Source organism: Actinotalea sp., from assembly GCF_041597215.1.
Lineage (GTDB): Bacteria > Actinomycetota > Actinomycetes > Actinomycetales > Cellulomonadaceae > Actinotalea.
Genome location: NZ_JBFHHB010000037.1, coordinates 1 through 17,498, shown reverse-complemented (window position 1 = coordinate 17,498; position 17,498 = coordinate 1). Strand labels below are relative to the sequence as shown.

At 72.0% G+C, this 17,498-nt stretch carries 14 protein-coding genes and 1 pseudogene; 4 read left to right on the top strand and 11 right to left on the bottom strand.

All coding sequences use genetic code 11. The features are described from left to right. Nucleotides 1-15 precede the first annotated feature (15 nt). From dhaK to ABWK99_RS04595, 4 genes are all read right to left on the bottom strand, one after another. A complete protein-coding gene (gene dhaK / locus ABWK99_RS04610) occupies nucleotides 16-1,011 on the bottom strand; it encodes a dihydroxyacetone kinase subunit DhaK (protein WP_372593523.1) in 996 nt (331 codons plus the stop codon). Nucleotides 1,012-1,196: 185 nt separating this feature from the next. After that, on the bottom strand, nucleotides 1,197-2,552 hold the full coding sequence (locus tag ABWK99_RS04605) for a folylpolyglutamate synthase/dihydrofolate synthase family protein (protein ID WP_372593522.1): 1,356 nt from the start codon (nucleotides 2,550-2,552) through the stop codon (nucleotides 1,197-1,199). Beyond that, nucleotides 2,549-5,836: an isoleucine--tRNA ligase gene (gene ileS, locus ABWK99_RS04600; protein ID WP_372593521.1), complete on the bottom strand. Its 3,288-nt coding sequence runs from the start codon at nucleotides 5,834-5,836 to the stop codon at nucleotides 2,549-2,551. The genes ABWK99_RS04605 and ileS overlap by 4 nt, the downstream gene beginning before the upstream one ends. A 303-nt stretch (nucleotides 5,837-6,139) precedes the next feature. Further along, nucleotides 6,140-7,366, bottom strand: coding sequence for a sirohydrochlorin chelatase (locus ABWK99_RS04595; protein ID WP_372593520.1), 1,227 nt, complete (start codon nucleotides 7,364-7,366; stop codon nucleotides 6,140-6,142). A 240-nt stretch (nucleotides 7,367-7,606) separates the two neighbouring features. On the opposite strand from ABWK99_RS04595, the gene ABWK99_RS04590 reads away from it, so the two are divergent. Both ABWK99_RS04590 and ABWK99_RS04585 read left to right on the top strand, forming a co-directional pair. Then, nucleotides 7,607-8,206, top strand: a complete 600-nt coding sequence (locus ABWK99_RS04590; protein WP_372593519.1) for a sigma-70 family RNA polymerase sigma factor — start codon at nucleotides 7,607-7,609, stop codon at nucleotides 8,204-8,206. Next, nucleotides 8,203-8,991, top strand: coding sequence for an anti-sigma factor domain-containing protein (locus tag ABWK99_RS04585; protein WP_372593518.1), 789 nt, complete (start codon nucleotides 8,203-8,205; stop codon nucleotides 8,989-8,991). The genes ABWK99_RS04590 and ABWK99_RS04585 overlap by 4 nt, the downstream gene beginning before the upstream one ends. Here the strand turns inward: ABWK99_RS04585 and ABWK99_RS04580 are convergent. Then, nucleotides 8,988-9,524 carry a phosphoribosyltransferase gene (locus ABWK99_RS04580; protein WP_372593517.1) on the bottom strand — a complete coding sequence of 179 codons (537 nt, stop codon included), beginning with the start codon at nucleotides 9,522-9,524 and terminating at the stop codon, nucleotides 8,988-8,990. The two genes, ABWK99_RS04585 and ABWK99_RS04580, sit on opposite strands and share 4 nt — an antisense overlap. Nucleotides 9,525-9,617: 93 nt before the next feature. Between ABWK99_RS04580 and ABWK99_RS04575 the strand changes: the two genes are divergently transcribed. Further along, the gene (locus ABWK99_RS04575) at nucleotides 9,618-10,397 is read left to right on the top strand and encodes a TipAS antibiotic-recognition domain-containing protein (protein WP_372593516.1); all 780 of its coding nucleotides are present in this window, start codon (nucleotides 9,618-9,620) and stop codon (nucleotides 10,395-10,397) included. A 101-nt stretch (nucleotides 10,398-10,498) separates the two neighbouring features. After that, nucleotides 10,499-12,187: a diguanylate cyclase gene (locus ABWK99_RS04570; protein WP_372593515.1), complete on the top strand. Its 1,689-nt coding sequence runs from the start codon at nucleotides 10,499-10,501 to the stop codon at nucleotides 12,185-12,187. A gap of 22 nt (nucleotides 12,188-12,209) precedes the next feature. Here ABWK99_RS04570 and ABWK99_RS04565 read toward each other — a convergent pair whose 3' ends face one another. From ABWK99_RS04565 to ABWK99_RS04540, 6 genes and pseudogenes are all read right to left on the bottom strand, one after another. After that, a complete protein-coding gene (locus ABWK99_RS04565) occupies nucleotides 12,210-12,953 on the bottom strand; it encodes an SDR family oxidoreductase (protein ID WP_372593514.1) in 744 nt (247 codons plus the stop codon). Then, on the bottom strand, nucleotides 12,950-14,296 hold the full coding sequence (locus ABWK99_RS04560; protein WP_372593513.1) for an aspartate aminotransferase family protein: 1,347 nt from the start codon (nucleotides 14,294-14,296) through the stop codon (nucleotides 12,950-12,952). Before ABWK99_RS04560 ends, ABWK99_RS04565 begins: the two co-directional genes overlap by 4 nt. A gap of 80 nt (nucleotides 14,297-14,376) precedes the next feature. Next, the gene (locus ABWK99_RS04555) at nucleotides 14,377-15,537 is read right to left on the bottom strand and encodes an ABC transporter substrate-binding protein (RefSeq protein WP_372593512.1); all 1,161 of its coding nucleotides are present in this window, start codon (nucleotides 15,535-15,537) and stop codon (nucleotides 14,377-14,379) included. A 116-nt stretch (nucleotides 15,538-15,653) separates the two neighbouring features. After that, on the bottom strand, nucleotides 15,654-16,433 hold the full coding sequence (locus ABWK99_RS04550; RefSeq protein WP_372593511.1) for an ABC transporter permease: 780 nt from the start codon (nucleotides 16,431-16,433) through the stop codon (nucleotides 15,654-15,656). Then, nucleotides 16,430-17,230, bottom strand: a complete 801-nt coding sequence (locus tag ABWK99_RS04545) for an ABC transporter ATP-binding protein (RefSeq protein WP_372593510.1) — start codon at nucleotides 17,228-17,230, stop codon at nucleotides 16,430-16,432. The genes ABWK99_RS04550 and ABWK99_RS04545 overlap by 4 nt, the downstream gene beginning before the upstream one ends. Further along, nucleotides 17,227-17,498 (bottom strand): annotated as a pseudogene (locus ABWK99_RS04540) (ABC transporter permease); the annotation flags it as partial. The pseudogene ABWK99_RS04540 and the gene ABWK99_RS04545, both read right to left, overlap by 4 nt.

Below are 17,498 nucleotides of genomic sequence, written 5' to 3'. Positions count from 1 at the left end.
GGGCGGCGCCGAGCGTCACCAGCGCAGCGCGGGGGTGGTGACCGGTGCGTCCCAGAGCTCGGTGAGCTCGGGGTCGAGCCGCAGCACGGTGACCGAGGCGCCCTGCATCTCGAGGGACGTCACGTAGTTGCCGACCAGCGAGCGCTCGACGACACCGCCGCGCGCCTCGATGATCGCGCGGGCGGCGCGGTACACGACGTAGAGCTCGGACAGCGGGGTGCCGCCCATGCCGTTGACGAGCAGGAGCACCTTCTCGCCGGAGGCCAGCTTCAGGTCGTCGAGGACCGGGGTCGTGAGCATCGAGGTGATCTCGTCGGCAGGGGCCATCGGGACGCGGCGACGACCGGGCTCTCCGTGGATCCCGATGCCGATCTCGATCTCCTCGTCGGTCAGGTCGAAGCTCGGCACGCCGGCGTGCGGGACCGTGCAGGCCGAGAGCGCGACACCCATCGACCGCACGTTGGCGATGACCTTCTCGGCGACGGCGGTGACCGCTGCGAGGTCGTCCCCGCGCTCGGCAGCGGCGCCGGCGATCTTCTCGACGCAGAGCGTCCCGGCCACGCCACGACGGCCGGCGGTGTAGAGCGAGTCCTCCACCGCGACGTCGTCGTTGACCACGACGGTGCGCACCTCGATGCCGTCGGCGTCGGCGAGCTCCGCCGCGGTCTCGAAGTTCAGGACGTCGCCGGTGTAGTTCTTCACGATGTGCAGGACGCCCGCACCGCCGTTGGCCGCGACCGTCGCCGGGGCGATGGCGTCGGGCGTGGGCGAGGTGAACATCGCGCCGGGGACGGCGGCGTCGAGCATCCCTGCGCCAACGAAGCCCCCGTGCAGCGGCTCGTGACCGCTGCCACCGCCGCTGACCAGGCCGACCTTGCCCTGCACAGCCCCGCCGGCGCGGCTGATGAAGGTCGGGTCGGTGTGCACGGCGACAAGGTCGGCATGCGCCAGGCCGAATCCTTCGACGGACTCGTCGGTGACGTGTGCCGGATCGTTGATGAGCTTCTTCATGCCTGACTCCCTGTGTCACGACCCCTCGCACGCGGCATCGTTACCGCGCGTCCCGGGGCACCTCGATGTGTCCGGTGCCCCCGCACCTCAGCATTGGGGTCGGTCAAGCCATGGTCAAGGCGACGACGTGCTGAGGGTCTGCACATTCGTGCAGACCCTCGGCAGCCACGTCGGTCCGCTCCCGATCAGGGCCGACCGAACAGCGTCCTCGCCTCCGCAGCCATCGTCACCGAGCCGGTCACCAGCACACCGGCACCCGTCGGGGAGCCCTCGACGGCCGCCTCGGAGAGCTCGACGGCGAGGGCGATCGCCTCGTCGAGCCGCTCGGCGGTGTGCACGCGGTCCTCGCCGAAGACCTCCCGTGCGACCTCGGCGAGCTCGTCGACCTCCTGCGCGCGCGGCGACCCGGAACGGGTGACCACCACCTCGTCGAGAAGCGGCTCCAGCCCGGCGAGGATGGACTCCGCGTCCTTGTCCTGGAGGATGCCGACCACGCCGACCAGTCGTTCGAACGCGAAGGCCTCCTGGACGCCCGCGACGAGCGCATCGACCCCGTGGGGGTTGTGGGCCGCATCGACCAGGACGGTCGGCGAGGACCGCACGACCTCGAGCCGTCCCGGGGAGTGCATGTCGGCGAAGGCCACCTCGACGATCTCTCCGGAGAGCGTCCCGCTCCCCGAGATCATCGCCTCGACCGCCGTGAGCGCGAGCGCGGCGTTGTGCGCCTGGTGCGCCCCGTGCAGCGGCAGGAAGACCTCCGTGTAGAGCCCACCCGGGGTGCGCAGGTCGAGCAGCTGCCCCCCGACGGCGAGCCGCCGCCCGGCGACCCCCAGGTCCACGCCCTCGCGCAGGAGCCTCGCGCCGTGCTCGGCGGCGACGGGCAGGACGACGCCCTCGACCTCCGGACGCTGCTCCGCCATGACGACGGTGGCACCGTCCTTGATGATCCCTGCCTTCTCACCGGCGATCTCGGTGAGCTCGTGCCCGAGCCACCGCTCGTGGTCCAGGGCGATCGGGGTGAGCACGGCGATCTCGCCGTCCACCACGTTGGTCGAGTCCCAGCGCCCCCCGAGACCCACCTCGATCACCGCCACGTCCACCGGTGCGTCCGCGAAGGCGGCGAAGGCCATCACGGTCAGCACCTCGAAGAAGCTCAGCCGCGGCCCCCCGGCCTCGAGCGAGCGCTGGTCGACCAGGTGCACGTACGGAGCCACGTCCTGCCACACCTCGACGAAGCGCTCGGGGCTGAGGGGCTCCCCGTCGATCGCGATGCGCTCGGTCACGCTGCTCAGGTGCGGGCTCGTGAACCGGCCGGTCCGCAGGCCGTGCTCCCGCAGGAGCCGCTCGACCATGCGCGTCGTCGAGGTCTTGCCGTTGGTCCCCGTGAGGTGGACGACCCTGAACGCCCGCTCCGGGTGGCCGAGCAGGTCGCAGACGTCCGCGACCCTGCCGAGCGTCGGCTCGAAGTCGTGCTCCGGCGCACGGTCGAGGATCCCCGCGTAGACCTCGCGCAGGGCCTCCTGACCCGGGTCGGCCGTCATGACTGCACCGCGCTCTCGGCCGGAACCGCCGCGACCCGGACGAGGGCGACCGTCCCGGAAGGGACCTCGCCCGCCACCATCTCGACCTCGACGGCGAGCGTCTCCGTCGCCACCATCGCGCGGTGGGTCCCGAGAGCCACGAGCTGCTCCTCCGGGACGGTCAGGTGCAGGCGGATCCGGTCGGCGACCTGGAGCCCGCTCGCCTTGCGCTCGTCCTGCACGGCACGCACGACGTCGCGAGCGATTCCCTCGGCGAGCAGCTCCTCGTCCAGGGCGATGTCGAGCAGGACGACGCCACCGCCGGGCAGCACGGTTGCGGCCTGGTCGTCACCGCGCCCCTCGGCGACCACGGTCGCGAGCTCGTACTCCCCCGGCTCCAGGGTGACCTCGGCGGTCGGGGTGGTGACGACGATGCTCCCCTCGACCTCGCGCCAGTCGCCGGCCTTCGCCGCACGGATGACCTCCTGGACGCCGCGGCCGAGGCGGGGCCCCGCCGCGCGGGCGTTGACGGCCAGCCGGGTCTCGACGCCGAGCTCGGCCGGGCCGACCTGCGCGAGGTCGACCAGCGTGACGTGCCGGACGTTGAGCTCCGCGGCGATGAGCTCCGTGTAGGGCTCGACGGCTGCCGGGTCGGTCAGTGCGAGACCCAGCTCGCGCAAGGGCTGCCGCACGCGCAGCCCCTTCGCCTTGCGCACGCCGAGGGTCGCCGAGACGATCGCCCGCACCTCGTCCACCGCCCGCACGAGGTCGTCATCGGCGACGAGACCCGCCTCGACGACGAGACCCTCGGCACCGAGCGTCGCCGGCCAGTCGGCCAGGTGCACGCTGCGCTCACCTGTCAGTCCGCGCCAGATCTCCTCCGTCAGGAGCGGTGCGAGCGGTGCCATCACCCGGGTGAGGACCTCCAGCGCCGTCCACAGGGTGTCGAAGGCGTCGTGGTCCTCCGCCCAGAAGCGGTCGCGCTGGGTGCGCACGTACCAGTTCGTGAGCAGGTCCAGGTGCTCGCGCACGGACTCGCAGGCTCCCGGCACGTCGAACTCGTCGAGCTGGGCGGTGACGCTCGTGACGAGGTCGTGCGTCCGGGCCAGGACGTAGCGGTCCATCGGCGCGAGACCGGGCACGCGCGCGGGATCGACCCTGCTCGCGGTGTACCCGGCGCCGCCGTCCGCGGCGTTGGCGTACAGGGTGAAGAAGTACCAGGTGCTCCACAGCGGGAGCAGCACCTGACGGACCTCCCCGCGGATGCCCTCCTCGGTGACGACCAGGTTCCCGCCGCGCATGATCGGGCTGGCCATGAGGAACCAGCGCATCGCGTCCGAGCCGTCCCGCTCGAAGACCTCGTTGACGTCCGGGTAGTTGCGCAACGACTTGCTCATCTTGCGCCCGTCCGAACCCAGCACGATCCCGTGCGAGACGGAGGTCCGGAAGGCAGGGCGGTCGAACAGCGCGGTGGCCAGCACGTGCAGCGTGTAGAACCAGCCGCGCGTCTGCCCGATGTACTCGGTGATGAAGTCGCCCGGGTAGTGGTGCTCGAACCAGTCGGCGTTCTCGAAGGGGTAGTGCACCTGGGCGTAGGGCATCGAGCCCGAGTCGAACCACACGTCGAGGACGTCGGGGATCCGGCGCATCGTCGACCGCCCGGTCGGGTCGTCCGGGTTGGGGCGGACCAGGTCGTCGATGAAGGGCCGGTGCAGGTCCGGCTCGCCTGCGTCGTTCAGCGGCAGCCGGCCGAAGTCGGCCTCGAGCTCGGCGAGGGAGCCGTAGACGTCGACGCGCGGGTGCAGCGGGTCGTCGCTGACCCACACCGGGATGGGGGTTCCCCAGTAGCGGTTGCGGGAGATCGACCAGTCGCGCGCACCCGCGAGCCACTTGCCGAACTGCCCGTCCTTGATGTGCTCCGGCACCCAGGTGATGTCCTGGTTGAGCTCGACCATCCGGTCGCGGAAGGCGGTGACGCGCACGAACCAGCTGGACACGGCCTTGTAGATGAGCGGGTTCCGGCAGCGCCAGCAGTGCGGGTAGGAGTGCTCGTAGGTCTCGTGGCGCAGCACGACGGAGCGACGGCCCTCCTCGACGCGCGCGAGCGGTCCGGTTCCGGCCTTGAGGTCGGCGATGACGTGCGGGTTGGCCTCGAAGACCTGCTGCCCCGCGTAGTCCGCGACCTCCGCCGTGAAGCGACCCTTGGCGTCCACCGGCACGACGGGCGTGATCCCTGCGGCGTCGCACACGGCCATGTCGTCCTCGCCGAAAGCGGGAGCGAGGTGCACGAGGCCGGTGCCGTCCTCGGTGGACACGAAGTCGCCGAGCAGCACCTGGTGGGCGTTCTCGTTGCCGACGAAGTAGTCGAACGGCGGGGTGTACCGCAGGCCTGCCAGCTCGCGCCCGGTCACCCGGGCGACCTCCTGCGGCTCCTCGCCCAGCTCGCGGGCGTAGGAGGCGAGCCGCGAGGCGGCGAGCAGCACGCGCTCGCCCGCGAGCGGGGTGCCCTCGCCGGGTACGACCGTCACGTACTCGATCTCCGGCCCGACCGCGAGCGCGAGGTTCGAGGGCAGCGTCCAGGGGGTCGTCGTCCACAGCAGTGCGAGGTCACCGGTCTCCAGCCGGACACCGACGGTCAGCGCCGGGTCCTGCCGGGAGGCGTAGACGTCGTCGTCCATCCGCAGCTCGTGGTTCGACAGCGGCGTCTCGTCGCGCCAGCAGTACGGCAGGACCCGGTAGCCCTCGTAGGCGAGACCCTTGTCGTGCAGCTGCTTGAACGCCCAGATCACCGACTCCATGAAGGTGACGTCGAGGGTCTTGTAGTCGTTCTCGAAGTCGACCCAGCGTGCCTGCCGGGTGACGTACTCCTGCCACTCGTCGGTGTAGCGCAGCACGGAGCTGCGGCAGGCCTCGTTGAACGCGGCGATGCCCATCTCGTCGATCTGGGACTTGTCCGTGATCCCCAGGATCCGCTCGGCCTCGAGCTCGGCAGGAAGGCCGTGGGTGTCCCAGCCGAAGCGGCGTTCCACCCGGTGGCCGCGCTGGGTCTGGTAGCGCCCGACGATGTCCTTGGCGTAGCCGGTCAGCAGGTGCCCGTAGTGGGGAAGTCCGTTGGCGAAGGGCGGGCCGTCGTAGAAGACGAACTCGTTCCCTCCGTCCTCGCCGGCAGCGCGCTGGTCGACGGAAGCCTGGAAGGTCCCGTCCTCCTGCCAGTGCGCCAGGACCTCGCGCTCGATGGCGGGGAGGTCGGGCGAGGCGGGAACGGACGCGAGGGCGTCGGTCGAGCGGTGCAGCGGGTAGGCCACGGGTGGTCTCCTTCGGCGTCCCGATGGACGCGGCAGGCGGTCCACGAGGACGACGACACCCGGACCGGCCGGGCACCACCGCGGTACCACCTCGCTTGCCGACGCCCACCGCAGGTGGACGACGACCCCTCGACGACGGCTGTGACGGGCCTGCCCCGTCCGGTTCTACTGGGGGCCCGGCACTGCCGGCCCTGTTCTTCCGGAGGCTCACCGGTGATGGCCGGGTCGATGCCTGTGGGCGTGATCGTACCCGTAGCCGCGACGGACCCGCGATCCGCGACCGGGTGGCTCGGCGCGCGGGCGTCAGGACCCGGCAGGCAGGAGCGCCTCGACCCGCTCGACGATCGCCCGGATGGCGAGCGGGTGGTCGTTCCAGGCGCCGAGGTTGACGACCTCGACACCGGCGGGGAGCGTCGCCTCGGCGACGAGCTCCGGCACGTCGTACTGGCTGTGGATCGACTCGGCGCTGATGCCGGTGGAGAAGACCATCAGCGTCGAGACGCCCCGTGCGGCCAGCCGCTCCGCCGTGTCGGGGACGTTCGGCTCCTTGAAGGACATCCAGGCCAGCTCGAGGTTCGCCCGGGTGTACCCGGACTCGACGAGCGCGTCGATGATGTGGGTGCGCAGGCCGAGCTCGTGCTCGGTCTCGGTGGGCCACTCCCGGTCCCACTCGTCCGGCTGACCGTGCCCGACAAGGAGCACGCCGACCTCGTCGCGCGGGACGTCCCCCCGCGCGACCTCGACCTTGTCGACGAACATCTCGTGCAGGGACGGGGAGTCCCAGAGGGGACCGGTGAACTGCACCGGCACGCCGAGGGACTCCGCGTCGACGGACCGGATCTGCTCCTCGCCCTCGGCGGTGTGGTTGGAGATCGAGACGAACACCTCGGCCACCACGACCTGGCTCGCACCCTCGTTGAGCGCTCGGACGAGCGCCGCGTCGGGCCGGGGGTCGTCGTCGAGGAAGGAGGGGTAGATCCGGACGTCCTTGCCGTGGGAGAGGAGCTCGTCCTCGACGGCCTGGGCCATCACGAGGTGCCGCTGGCGGTGCTGGCTGGACCCGACCGTCAGGTAGGCGTCACGCAGCTGCTGGAGGAAGGCAGGTCGGGCGAGGAACGGCACGAACGAGACGCCCTGCTCGTCGAACTCGCGGAACTGGTTGAGCCACCCGATCGGGTCGTAGGTCTCCGGCTCGCCGTGGGTGAAGTAGATGACGGCCGTGTGGCCGTCGCCCTGGTCGTCGGCCGTACGGGTCAGCGTCGGCACCTCGCGGGGGTCCTGACGCCCCAGGACGACCGAGGCGTTCAGCGTGTAGCCGCCGAGGACCGCCACGAGCGCGACCAGCGAGGCACCCGCCAGGGCGCGACCGCGGAACCTCCACGCCATGAGGCCGACGAGCAGGAAGAGCAGGACGAGAGCGAGGGCGAGCGCCCCCGCCATGTCGACGGGATCCGTCGTGAGGTAGCTCACGGATGCCCACCCCGCGGCGAAGGCGAGGATGCCGACCAGGATCCACTGCACGACCTTCATGCGAGCCACCTCCCCCGGGGCGTACCCCTACCGTGGCGCATCGCGGCGCCCACGGGAAGGGGCCTGCGGCTCATGGGCGGACGGGCACGTCATCCCGGACGTCCGGTGCGCGCGGTCGCCTTCGCCAGGACCCATCCGGGGACCCACGGCATGCGAAGACCAGGATGACGGCGTCGACCGGCCGAGCCGGCGGCCGCCATGATGGACGTGACGAGTGCCGCAGACGAACGACGAGGAGCGATGGACCTGCCGAGCGAGCCGCACCGGGCTCCGCACCCTGCGGAGCCCCCTGCCGAGCGAGCCCCGGAGGCCCTCCTCGCCGACGTGGCCCTGGGCGACGAGGACGCCTTCGAGCTCCTCTACGCCCGGATCGCCGGGCCCGTCTTCGGCCTCGCGGTGCGGATCCTGCGCGACCGCGACCTGGCGCAGGACGTCGCCCAGGAGGTGCTCGGCGAGGTGTGGCGGCTCGCCGCACGCTTCGACCCCGAGCGCGGCACGGCGATGGGCTGGGTGCTGACGATGGCGCACCGGCGCGCCGTCGACCGGGTACGCCGCGAGGAGGTCCGGACGGCGACGATCTCCAAGGAGGCCGCGACGTGGGTCGCGGCGGACCACGACGTCGTGGTCGACACCCTCGAACGGCAGTGGGACGCGGCACTCGTGCGGCGCGCCATGGGGACGCTCACCACGATCCAGCGCGAGGCCATCGAGCTCGCCTTCTTCCGCGGGTACACCCATCAGCAGGTCTCGGCGGCGCTCGACGTGCCACTGGGCACGGCCAAGACCCGGATCCGCGACGGGCTGATCCGCCTGCGCGACGCCATGGGGGTGGAGCAGTGACGACCAATCCGCACGCCCTCACCGGCGCCTGGATCCTCGGTGCCGTGGACGAGGCCGAGCAGGCGGAGTTCGAGGCGCACCTGGACAGCTGCGAGGACTGCCGCACGGAGGTCAGGTCCCTCGACCAGGTGCTCGTGCGACTCGCACTCGCCGAGTCGATCGCGCCACCCTCGGCGATGAAGGACGAGGTCAGGGCACGCATCGCCAGGACCCCGCAGGTCCCGCCCGCACCCTCGACCGGGGCGGCTGGGGGCCGTGCGACGAACCAGGAGCCCGCAGCGGTCCGGGACCGCGGGACCGGGGCGGCGACGGTCCGACGACTCGACGGCCGGCGGCTCCCGCGGTGGACGACCCTCGCCGCCGTCGCGGCGGCACTCGTCGTGGGCGTCGCAGGTGGGACGACGGTGGTCAACGACCGACGTCATGCGCTCCAGGCCGAGGCCGTGCAGGCCACCGTCATGCGCATCGTGTCGGCGCCGGACGCGGTGAGCCACGACGTGGCGCTCGGGGCGTCGCACGTCGTGCTGAGCGCCGAGATGGGGGCCGTGGCGATCATGGGGCAGGACGTGCCGATGCCGGACGGCGACGGGATGGTCTACCAGGTCTGGATGATGCGCTCCGACGGCACCTGCGAGCCGGGCGAGACCTTCATGCCCGAGCACGGCGACGTCACGGCGGTCGTCAAGACCGACCTCGGCAACGTCTACGAGCTCATGGTCACCGAGGAGCCGTACGGCGGTTCACCCGCACCGACCGGGACTGCCGTCGCCACCCTCGAGCTCTAGGCCCCGGCTCGCTCGGCACCGGCGGACGACGCGGTGACCACCGGGAGCGCCGACCACGGGAAGGTGATCCATCGGTCCGTGCGCCGCCACACGACATCGGGATCGATCACCGAGTGCGGCTTCGCGTACAGGACGGCCGTGCGCACCTCGGCGCAGTGCTCGACGAGCAGCCGACGCACCAGGGCGAGGGTCTCGCCGGTGTCCGCGACGTCGTCGACGAGCAGTGCCCGCTGGCCGTCGAGCGCAGCCGTGTCGAGCAACGGCGGGAGCACGACCGGATCGGCGAGCCGCTCGTCCACCCCGGTGTAGAACTCCACGTTGAGCGTGGCGACGGCCTTGGTGCCGAGCGCATAGGCGACCGCCCCACCCGCGGGGAGCCCGCCGCGCGCCACGGCGACCACGACATCCGGCTCGAAACCGGAGTCGACGACGGCCTGGGCGATCTCCCTCGTCGCGGTCCCGAAGAGGGCCCAGTCCATCACCTCACGGGTGGTGGGCAGAGTGCCGCCCGTCGCGAGCTCGGGATGTGTCATGCGGGGAGGCTAGTCGCCCCGAGCCGAGCGGCGCCCGGACGTCCGGAGGGCACCCCTTGCGGTTGACGCGGCGTCAACCTCTACCGTCGCAGCATGGCAGCGCGCACCACGACGGACGTGTCGATCCAGACCCTCGCCCGGCTGGCCGGGGTGACGAGTCGGACGTTGCGGCACTACGACGCCATCGGCCTGCTCCGGCCGGCCCTCGTCGACGGGTCAGGGATGCGCTGGTACGGGCCGCAGGAGATCCGACGGCTGCAACGCATCCTCCTGCTGCGCGAGCTCGGCCTCGCCCTTCCGCGCATCACTGCCGTGCTCGACCGGGAGACCAGTCCGGTGCCGGCCCTGGAGGAGCACCTGCTCTGGCTCGCGAAGGAACGCGAGCTGCTCGACCGGCGGACCGCATCGGTCCGCCGGACCCTCACAGCACTGCACGAAGGGAAGGACCTCATGGCAGAGGAGATCCTGGACGGATTCGACCACCACGAGCACCGCGCGGAGGTGGAGGAGCGCTGGGGGTCCGAGGCCTGGGCCTCGGGTGACCGGTGGTGGCGCGGCATGACTCCGGAGGAGCGCGGGCGGTGGGCAGCGGACCAGCGGCGACTCGCGGAGGACTGGTCGGCCGCAGCAGCCGCAGGGACGGACCCGTCCTCCCCCGCCGCCCAGGCGCTCGCCTCCCGCCACGTCGCGTGGCTCGGGAGCATCCCGGGGACGCCGGGCAGCCCCGGCGAGCCGGACCTGGGGTACGTCCGCGGACTGGGCGAGATGTACGTCGCCGACGAGCGCTTCGCGGCGAACTACGGCGGGGTCGACGGCGCCCGCTTCGTCAGGGACAGCCTCCGGGTCTGGGCCGGGCGGCACGAGCAGGCCTGAGGCCGGACCTGCCGGACCTGCCCCCCTGATCAACCTGGGACCTCCCTGTGGGTCGGGGCGAAACGCCTCGTGGACCTCTCAGGATCGGCAAGGATGGGCCGATGAACGATCCGACAGCCGTCACGGGTCGCAGGGAGGGGACGACAGTGCACTCGGTGCCGACCGCACAGCTGACGACTCCCGCCCGCCCCTGCGATCGGCTCCCGCTCGAGATCGACGAGCTCGAGGTGCTCCTGCACGCGGATCCGCACGCCTGCGCCACGCGCGCCGCCGACGCCGTCGAGTGCGCGCGAGGCGCAGGGGACCTCGACGCCGAGATGCGGCTGTCCTGGATCGTGGCCTCGGCCTACCGTCTGCTGGGCAGGGACGGCGACGCCCTCGCCGCTGCTGACCGGACCGAGCAGCTCGCCGAGCGGGCCGAGGACCTCTCCTGGCAGTCCAGGGCGCTGAGCGTGCGCGGGCTCGTCCACCACGACCTGGGCCAGTACGAGGACGCCGTCGACCACCTGCACCGAGCGATCGCGCTGCGTCGGCTCGCCGAGGACACGATCGGCGCCGCGGAGGTGCTCAACGACCTCGGTCTCGTGTACACGGCGATGCCGCAGTTCGCCCCGCAGGCCCTCCAGTCGCTGGAGAACGCCCGTCGCACGTGGATCGCGGCGGGCGAGACGGACATGGCCGCGGTCGCCCAGACCAACCTGGCACGCCACTACGTCGTCACGGCCCAGCGCCTGACGTCGGCCAACCCCCGTGGCGCCGTCGCCGCCGCCCGACGTGCCGCCGGAGTCGCTCAGCAGGCCATCGACGAGGCGGACGCCGCTGGGCTCACCGGAGCGGCGATCGACGCCCGGATCGCCCTCGCCACCGCTCATCTGCTCGCCAAGGACCTCGGGCACTGCGGGTCGGCGCTCGAGGCGACGTCGGCGATGCTCGAGAGGTTCCCGAGCGACCGCGCACGGCTCGCCCTTCGAGGGCTGCACGCCCGATGGCTGCTCGAGACCGGTGCGATCGCCGAGGCCGTCGCCGAGGCCGAGACCGGGGTGGCGCAGTGCCACGCGATGGAACGACCGACCGAGCGGCTGGGTCTCCTGGAGACCCTCGTCGCCGCCCGCGAGGCCGCCGGCGACACCACCGGCGCGCTCGACGCCCTGCACGAGCTCCACGAGCTGTCCGTCGAGCTCAACGCGGCCGTGGCCGAACGTCGCGCGGTGCTGCTCAGCTCACGGCTGGACATCGAGCGGGCCGAGCGGGAGGCCGAGGCGCAGCGTCGGCGTGCACGCCAGCTGGAGGCGCACAACGAGGCCCTCGCGTGGCAGGCCTCCCACGACGCCCTCACCGGCCTGCCGAACCGACGGACCTTCGACGAGACCATCTCGCTCTGGCAGAGCGCCGACATGCCGTTCGCCCTCGCGACCATCGACATCGACCACTTCAAGGCCGTCAACGACACCCTCTCGCACCAGGTCGGCGACGACGTGCTCGCCCGGGTGTCCGCGACGATCGCCGGTGCGGTCCGCGACCGCGACCTCGCCGCGCGCTACGGCGGGGAGGAGTTCGTCCTGCTCATCGCCGACGCCGACCTCGACGCGGCCACGGCGGTGTGCGAGCGGATCCGGACCTCCGTCTCCGCGCTGACCTGGCCGATGGAGATGCCACGCGGACGCATCACGGTGAGCGTTGGCCTGACCGTCTGGGACGGGCAGGCCTCGACCGAGACCCTGCTCAGCCGCAGCGACGCCGCGCTCTACGCGGCCAAGGGCGCCGGGCGCGACCGGACCGTCGTCGGCTGACCCGCCCGGACCGCGGCCGTCGTCAGCTCCGGGCGGTCTGCGTGTTCGAGACCTGCGCGCGCGGACGCACCACGAGCGTGTCGATGTTCACGTGGTGCGGGCGGCTCAGCGCGAACGCGATGACGTCGGCGACGTCGGCGGCGGCGAGCGGCTCGTAGCCCTCGTAGACCTTGGCTGCACGCTCGGCGTCCCCACCGAAGCGGACGAGCGAGAACTCCTCCGTCGCGACGGCACCGGGGGCCACCTCCATCACCCGCACGGGACGACCGATGAGCTCCAGGCGCAGCGTCGTGGTCAGCATCCGCTCGGCGTGCTTCGCCCCCGTGTAGCCGGCCCCGCCCTCGTAGGGTCCGTGCGCGGCGGTCGAGGTGAGCACGAGCACGTCGCCCCGCCCGGAAGCGGTGAGCATCGGCAGCAGGGCCTGGGTGACGCGCAAGGTCCCGAGCACGTTGAGCTCGTACATCCGGCGCCAGTCCTCCAGCGAGGCCTCGGCGACCGGCTCGAGACCGAAGGCTCCCCCGGCGTTGTTCACCAAGGAGGTCAGGCCGCCCGACTCCTCGACGAAGGCGGCGAGCCGGTCGACGTCCTCCTGGACGGTGAGATCGGCAGCGAACGCCACAGCCCCGGTCTCGGCGGCGAGCGCTTCGAGCCGGTCCGCCCGCCGCGCGACCGCGACGACCTCCCACCCGTCGGCGCGCAGTCGCCGCACGGTGGCGGCTCCGATCCCCGACGACGCTCCGGTGACGACGGCACGACCGATGTTCACGCGGTGACCTCCTGGTCGATGACGGTGAGCGCCTCGTCGACGATCGCCAGGGCGCGGTTGACCTCGTCGTCGGTGACGACGCAGGGCGGGACGACATGCAGCCGGTTGTTCGCGAGGAAGGGGAGCAGGTTGCGCGCGAGGAGCTCGGCCTTGAGCCGGCCCATCGCGGCCGCGGAGACCGGCGTGCGGGTGGCCCGGTCGGTCACCAGCTCGAGGGCCCAGAACACCCCGAGACCACGGACGTCACCGATGACGGGGTGACGCTCGGCCAGGGCGGCGAGACCCGGAGCGAGGAGGTCGGTGCCCACCCGCGCGGCGTTCTCGACGACCTTCTCCTCCTCCATCGCCTCGATGGTCGCCACGATCGCTGCCATCGCGAGCGGATGACCGGAGTAGGTCAGCCCTCCGGGGAAGACGCGCTCGTCGAAGGTCGCGGCGATCTCGTCGGAGATGATCACGCCGCCCGCCGGGACGTAGCCGGAGTTGACGCCCTTGGCGAAGGTCACCAGGTCGGGTCGCACGTCGAACTGGTCGAAGGCGAACCACGAGCCGGTCCGGCCGAAGCCCGCCATCACCTCGTCGAGGATGAGCATGATCCCGTGCGCGTCGCACAGGGCACGGACCCCTGCCAGGTACCCGGGCGGCGGGACGAGGACGCCGCCGGTCCCCACGACCGTCTCCAGGAGGATCGCGGCGATCGTCCCCGGGCCCTCGCTCTCGACGACCCGGGCCAGGTGCGCGAGCGCGCGCTCGGACTCCTGCTCCGCGCTCGTGGACCAGAAGTCGCTGCGGTACAGGTAGGGACCGAAGAAGTGCACGTGGCCGCGGGCGAACTCGTTCGGCATGCGCCGCCAGTCCCCCGTGGCGACCACGGCGGCACCGGTGTTGCCGTGGTACGAGCGGTAGGCGGACAGGACCTTGTCCCGTCCGGTGTGCAGGCGGGCCATCCGCATCGCGTTCTCGTTCGCGTCGGCGCCGCCGTTGGTGAAGAAGACCTTCGACATGCCTTCGGGGGCGTGCCGGACGATCGCCTCGGCGGCCCGGCCCCTCGCCAGGTTGGCATGCGCAGGAGAGATCGTCGGGAGCACCGCGGCCTGCTCCTGGATGGCCGCGACGACGGCCGGGTGACCGTGACCGATGTTGATGTTGACGAGCTGGCTGGAGAAGTCGAGGTAGGTGCGCCCCTCGACGTCCCACACCTCGCAGCCCCGCCCTCCGGCGATCGCCATCGGAGCGAGGGACGCCTGCGCCGACCACGAATGGAAGACATGAGCCCGGTCCAGGCGGAGGGTCGCTCCTCCGTCCGACTCGACTCCACGAGCACCCGTCGTCGTGCTGGTCATGACCCTGCCTCTCGTTCTCTGATCGTGGACGTGCCCTGCGGCCGGAGCGGGAGCCCGCCCCGGCCGCAGGTGGGGTGCGCTCAGGCGCCGCCGGCGTTGAGGGTCACGTCGATCGGCGTGAAGCTCTCTCCGGTGACGTCCTCGCCTGCCTCGGTGAGCTCGGCGAGGGCCTGCTCAACGTACTCGTTGGTGTACGCGGAGGCGGGCGGCTCGGCCGTGATGATCGTCGCGCCGGTCTCGTTGGAGGTCCCCAGCGCCATCTCGACCGTGGCATCCCAGGCGGCGGGGTCGATCATGCCGATGCCGCCGGAGGTGCTCGGCCAGATCAGCTTGTTGACCTCGTTCGTCATCCACAGCTGGTGGCTCGCGCCGAGGGTCGAGCCCGCGGCCGTGACGATGTCGGCCGCGGCCTGGGCGTTGTCACGGGCGAAGATCCAGCCCTGGATCGACGCCTTGATGAAGGCGACCGTCGTCTCCTGGTAGTCCTCGTCCGACTCCAGCCGGGCGCTGTCGGCCCAGATGGCGTCCTGGAGCATGGCCGTGCCGACCTCGTTCCAGTCGATGAGGGAGAAGTCCTCCGGCTGGTAGAGCTCGCCGGTCTCGGGGTTCGTGGCCTCGAGCAGCTGGGCGTACTCGTTGTAGGTCATCGCCTGCGCCGCGTCGATGTCCCCGGCGAGGAAGGCGTTCATGTCGAAGGCCTGCTGGACGATCTCGAAGTCCGTCACGCCGGCCTGGTTGAGCCCGGCGAACAGCTCCCACTCGTTGCCGTAGCCCCAGCTGCCGACCTTCGTGCCTGCGAGGTCCTCGGGCCCGGTGATCCCCGAGTCGGCGAAGGCGACCTGGAGGGTGGCCGAGCGCTCGAAGATCTGCGCGACGTTCGTCACGCCTGCGCCCTGCTCGATGGACCCGAGCACCTTCGGCACCCAGGCGATCGCGTAGTCGACCTCGCCGTTGGCCAGTGCGTCCTGCGGGACGATGTCGCCGCCGCTCGGGATGATCTCGACGTCCAGCCCGGCGGCCTCGTAGAAGCCCTCGGACTGCGCGGCGTAGTACCCGGCGAACTGCGCCTGGGTGAGCCACTGCAGCTGGAGCGTGACGGGGGTGAGCTCCGCTGCGGTCTCACCTGCCTCGCTCGAGGTCGCCTCTGCGGCGGCGTCGGACGACGCGCAGCCGGCGAGTGCCAGTGCTGCTGCGACGCCGAACACGACGGCGCGTGCCCCTGCTCGTGTCGTGATGGTCATGCGATTGCCTCCCATGCGGTCGGTGGCCGTGCCATTACCTGGACTGCGGATCTGTCGTGGTGGTGCGGTGAACGACCGTCCTGGCATCGTCGGCAGGCGGACAGTGGGGGGTGTGCTCATTCCTTGCGCGGGCCGCTCCTGCGGGAGACGAGGTGCTCGGCAGCGAGGGTCACCGAGAAGAAGAGGAGCCCGACGACGATCCCGCCGAGGACGAAGGCCCACGCCCGTGCGTAGTTGCTCCCGGCAGCGGCGGTCGTGATGAACGAGCCGATCCCGGTCCGCGGCCCGCCGAAGTACTCGGCGACGATCGCGGAGATCACCGCGAGCGAGGAGGCCAGCCGCAGGCCGGTGAACACGAAGGGCAGCGCCGCGGGGATCGTGACCGTCCGGGTGGCCTGGGCCGATGTCGCGGCGTACGCCCGCATGAGGTCCAGGTGCACCGGGCGGACCTGTCGCAACCCGCGCAGGGTGGTCACGAAGACCGGGACCAGCACCGCGATCGCTGCGACGATCTGCCGCGCCGTCTCCGCCGCTGCACCGAACATCGTGTAGAGGACAGGGGCGAGGGCGACGATCGGGACGACGGCGACGGCCGCGGCCAGGGGCGCCATCATCCGGTCGGCGACGTGGCTCAGCCCGGCGAGCACCGCCGCCGCGATCCCGAGCACGGCACCGACGACGAGCCCGACGAGCGCGTTGCGGCCCGTGACGAGGATCGCGCCGCCGATCGTCGACCACCGGGCGACGAACTCCTCGGCGATCGCCGCGGGGCTGGGCAGCAGGAACGGGGGGATCTCCGCCACGACCGTCAGCGCCTGCCAGGCGGCGATGAGTGCCGCGAAGAGCAGGGCGGGTGCCAGGACGCGCTCGAGGCCCGCGCGGGTGCCCGCGCTCACCGCGTCTCCACTCCTCGGCTCGGGACCTCGGCCCCGCCGTGCAGAGCCTCCCTGACGCGGATGACGGCCTCGTAGTAGCCGGCGTCCTCGCGGAGCCCTTCGCCGCGCTCCCCGCCGAGACCGACGTCGACGATGTCGGTGATCCGCCCGGGCCTTGCCGACATCACCACGACGCGGTCCGAGAGGAAGACGGCCTCGGGGATCGAGTGCGTCACGAAGACGACGGCGGCGCGGGTCTCGGCGCAGATCCGCACGAGCTCACCCTGCAGGCGCTCCCGGGTCATCTCGTCCAGGGCACCGAACGGCTCGTCCATGAGCAGGAGGCTGGGCTCCTCGGCGAAGGCACGGGCGATGGCGACCCGCTGCTGCATCCCGCCGGAGAGCTGGTCGGGGAAGTGCTCGGCGAAGTCGGCAAGGCCCACCAGGTCGAGGAGGTGGTCCGCGCGCTCCCGGCGTCCCTTGCGCCCGGTTCCGTGCAGGGCGAGCGGGAGCTCGACGTTGGCGCGCACCGTCCGCCACGGCAGGAGTCCCGACTGCTGGAACGCGATGCCGTAGTCGTGGGCGAGACGGGCCTGCTCCGCGCTCCTCCCGAAGACCTCGACGCGCCCGTCGCTCGGCTGGTCCAGGTCGCCGATGAGGCGCAGCAGGGTCGACTTCCCGCAGCCGGAGGGGCCGATGAGCGAGACGAACTCCCCCGGCGCGACCCGCAGGCTGACGTCGTCGAGGGCCGTGACGGCTCCGGGACCCGTGCCGAAGACACGGCTGACCCCCTCGACGAGAACGGCTGGGGCGTTCATGCGACCACCTCCGCGCGGCGGAATCGAGCAAGGGGGAGCGAGAGGAGCCCGACGAGCCCCGCGACGACGAGACCCAGGAGGACGGCCCCGAACAAGGGAGCCCAGGGCTTGGCCGGGTCCCCGCTGGCGAAGCTGGCGAACTCGAGGATCATCCGCCCCACTCCTCCCGGCAGACCCGTCGAGACCTCGGCGACGACGGTGCCGACCACGCTGTTCGCCGCGGCGAGCCGCAGCGCCGGAAGCAGGTACGGAACGCTCGCCGGGAGGC

Excerpts from the sequence above, each read along its gene's own strand:
- dhaK (WP_372593523.1), bottom strand. The coding sequence starts at position 1,011 with ATGAAGAAGCTCATCAACGATCCGGCACACGTCACCGACGAGTCCGTC.
- ABWK99_RS04605 (WP_372593522.1), bottom strand. The coding sequence starts at position 2,552 with ATGACGGCCGACCCGGGTCAGGAGGCCCTGCGCGAGGTCTACGCGGGG.
- ABWK99_RS04595 (WP_372593520.1), bottom strand. The coding sequence starts at position 7,366 with ATGAAGGTCGTGCAGTGGATCCTGGTCGGCATCCTCGCCTTCGCCGCG.
- ABWK99_RS04590 (WP_372593519.1), top strand. The coding sequence starts at position 7,607 with ATGGACCTGCCGAGCGAGCCGCACCGGGCTCCGCACCCTGCGGAGCCC.
- ABWK99_RS04580 (WP_372593517.1), bottom strand. The coding sequence starts at position 9,524 with ATGACACATCCCGAGCTCGCGACGGGCGGCACTCTGCCCACCACCCGT.
- ABWK99_RS04575 (WP_372593516.1), top strand. The coding sequence starts at position 9,618 with ATGGCAGCGCGCACCACGACGGACGTGTCGATCCAGACCCTCGCCCGG.
- ABWK99_RS04570 (WP_372593515.1), top strand. The coding sequence starts at position 10,499 with ATGAACGATCCGACAGCCGTCACGGGTCGCAGGGAGGGGACGACAGTG.
- ABWK99_RS04560 (WP_372593513.1), bottom strand. The coding sequence starts at position 14,296 with ATGACCAGCACGACGACGGGTGCTCGTGGAGTCGAGTCGGACGGAGGA.
- ABWK99_RS04555 (WP_372593512.1), bottom strand. The coding sequence starts at position 15,537 with ATGACCATCACGACACGAGCAGGGGCACGCGCCGTCGTGTTCGGCGTC.
- ABWK99_RS04545 (WP_372593510.1), bottom strand. The coding sequence starts at position 17,230 with ATGAACGCCCCAGCCGTTCTCGTCGAGGGGGTCAGCCGTGTCTTCGGC.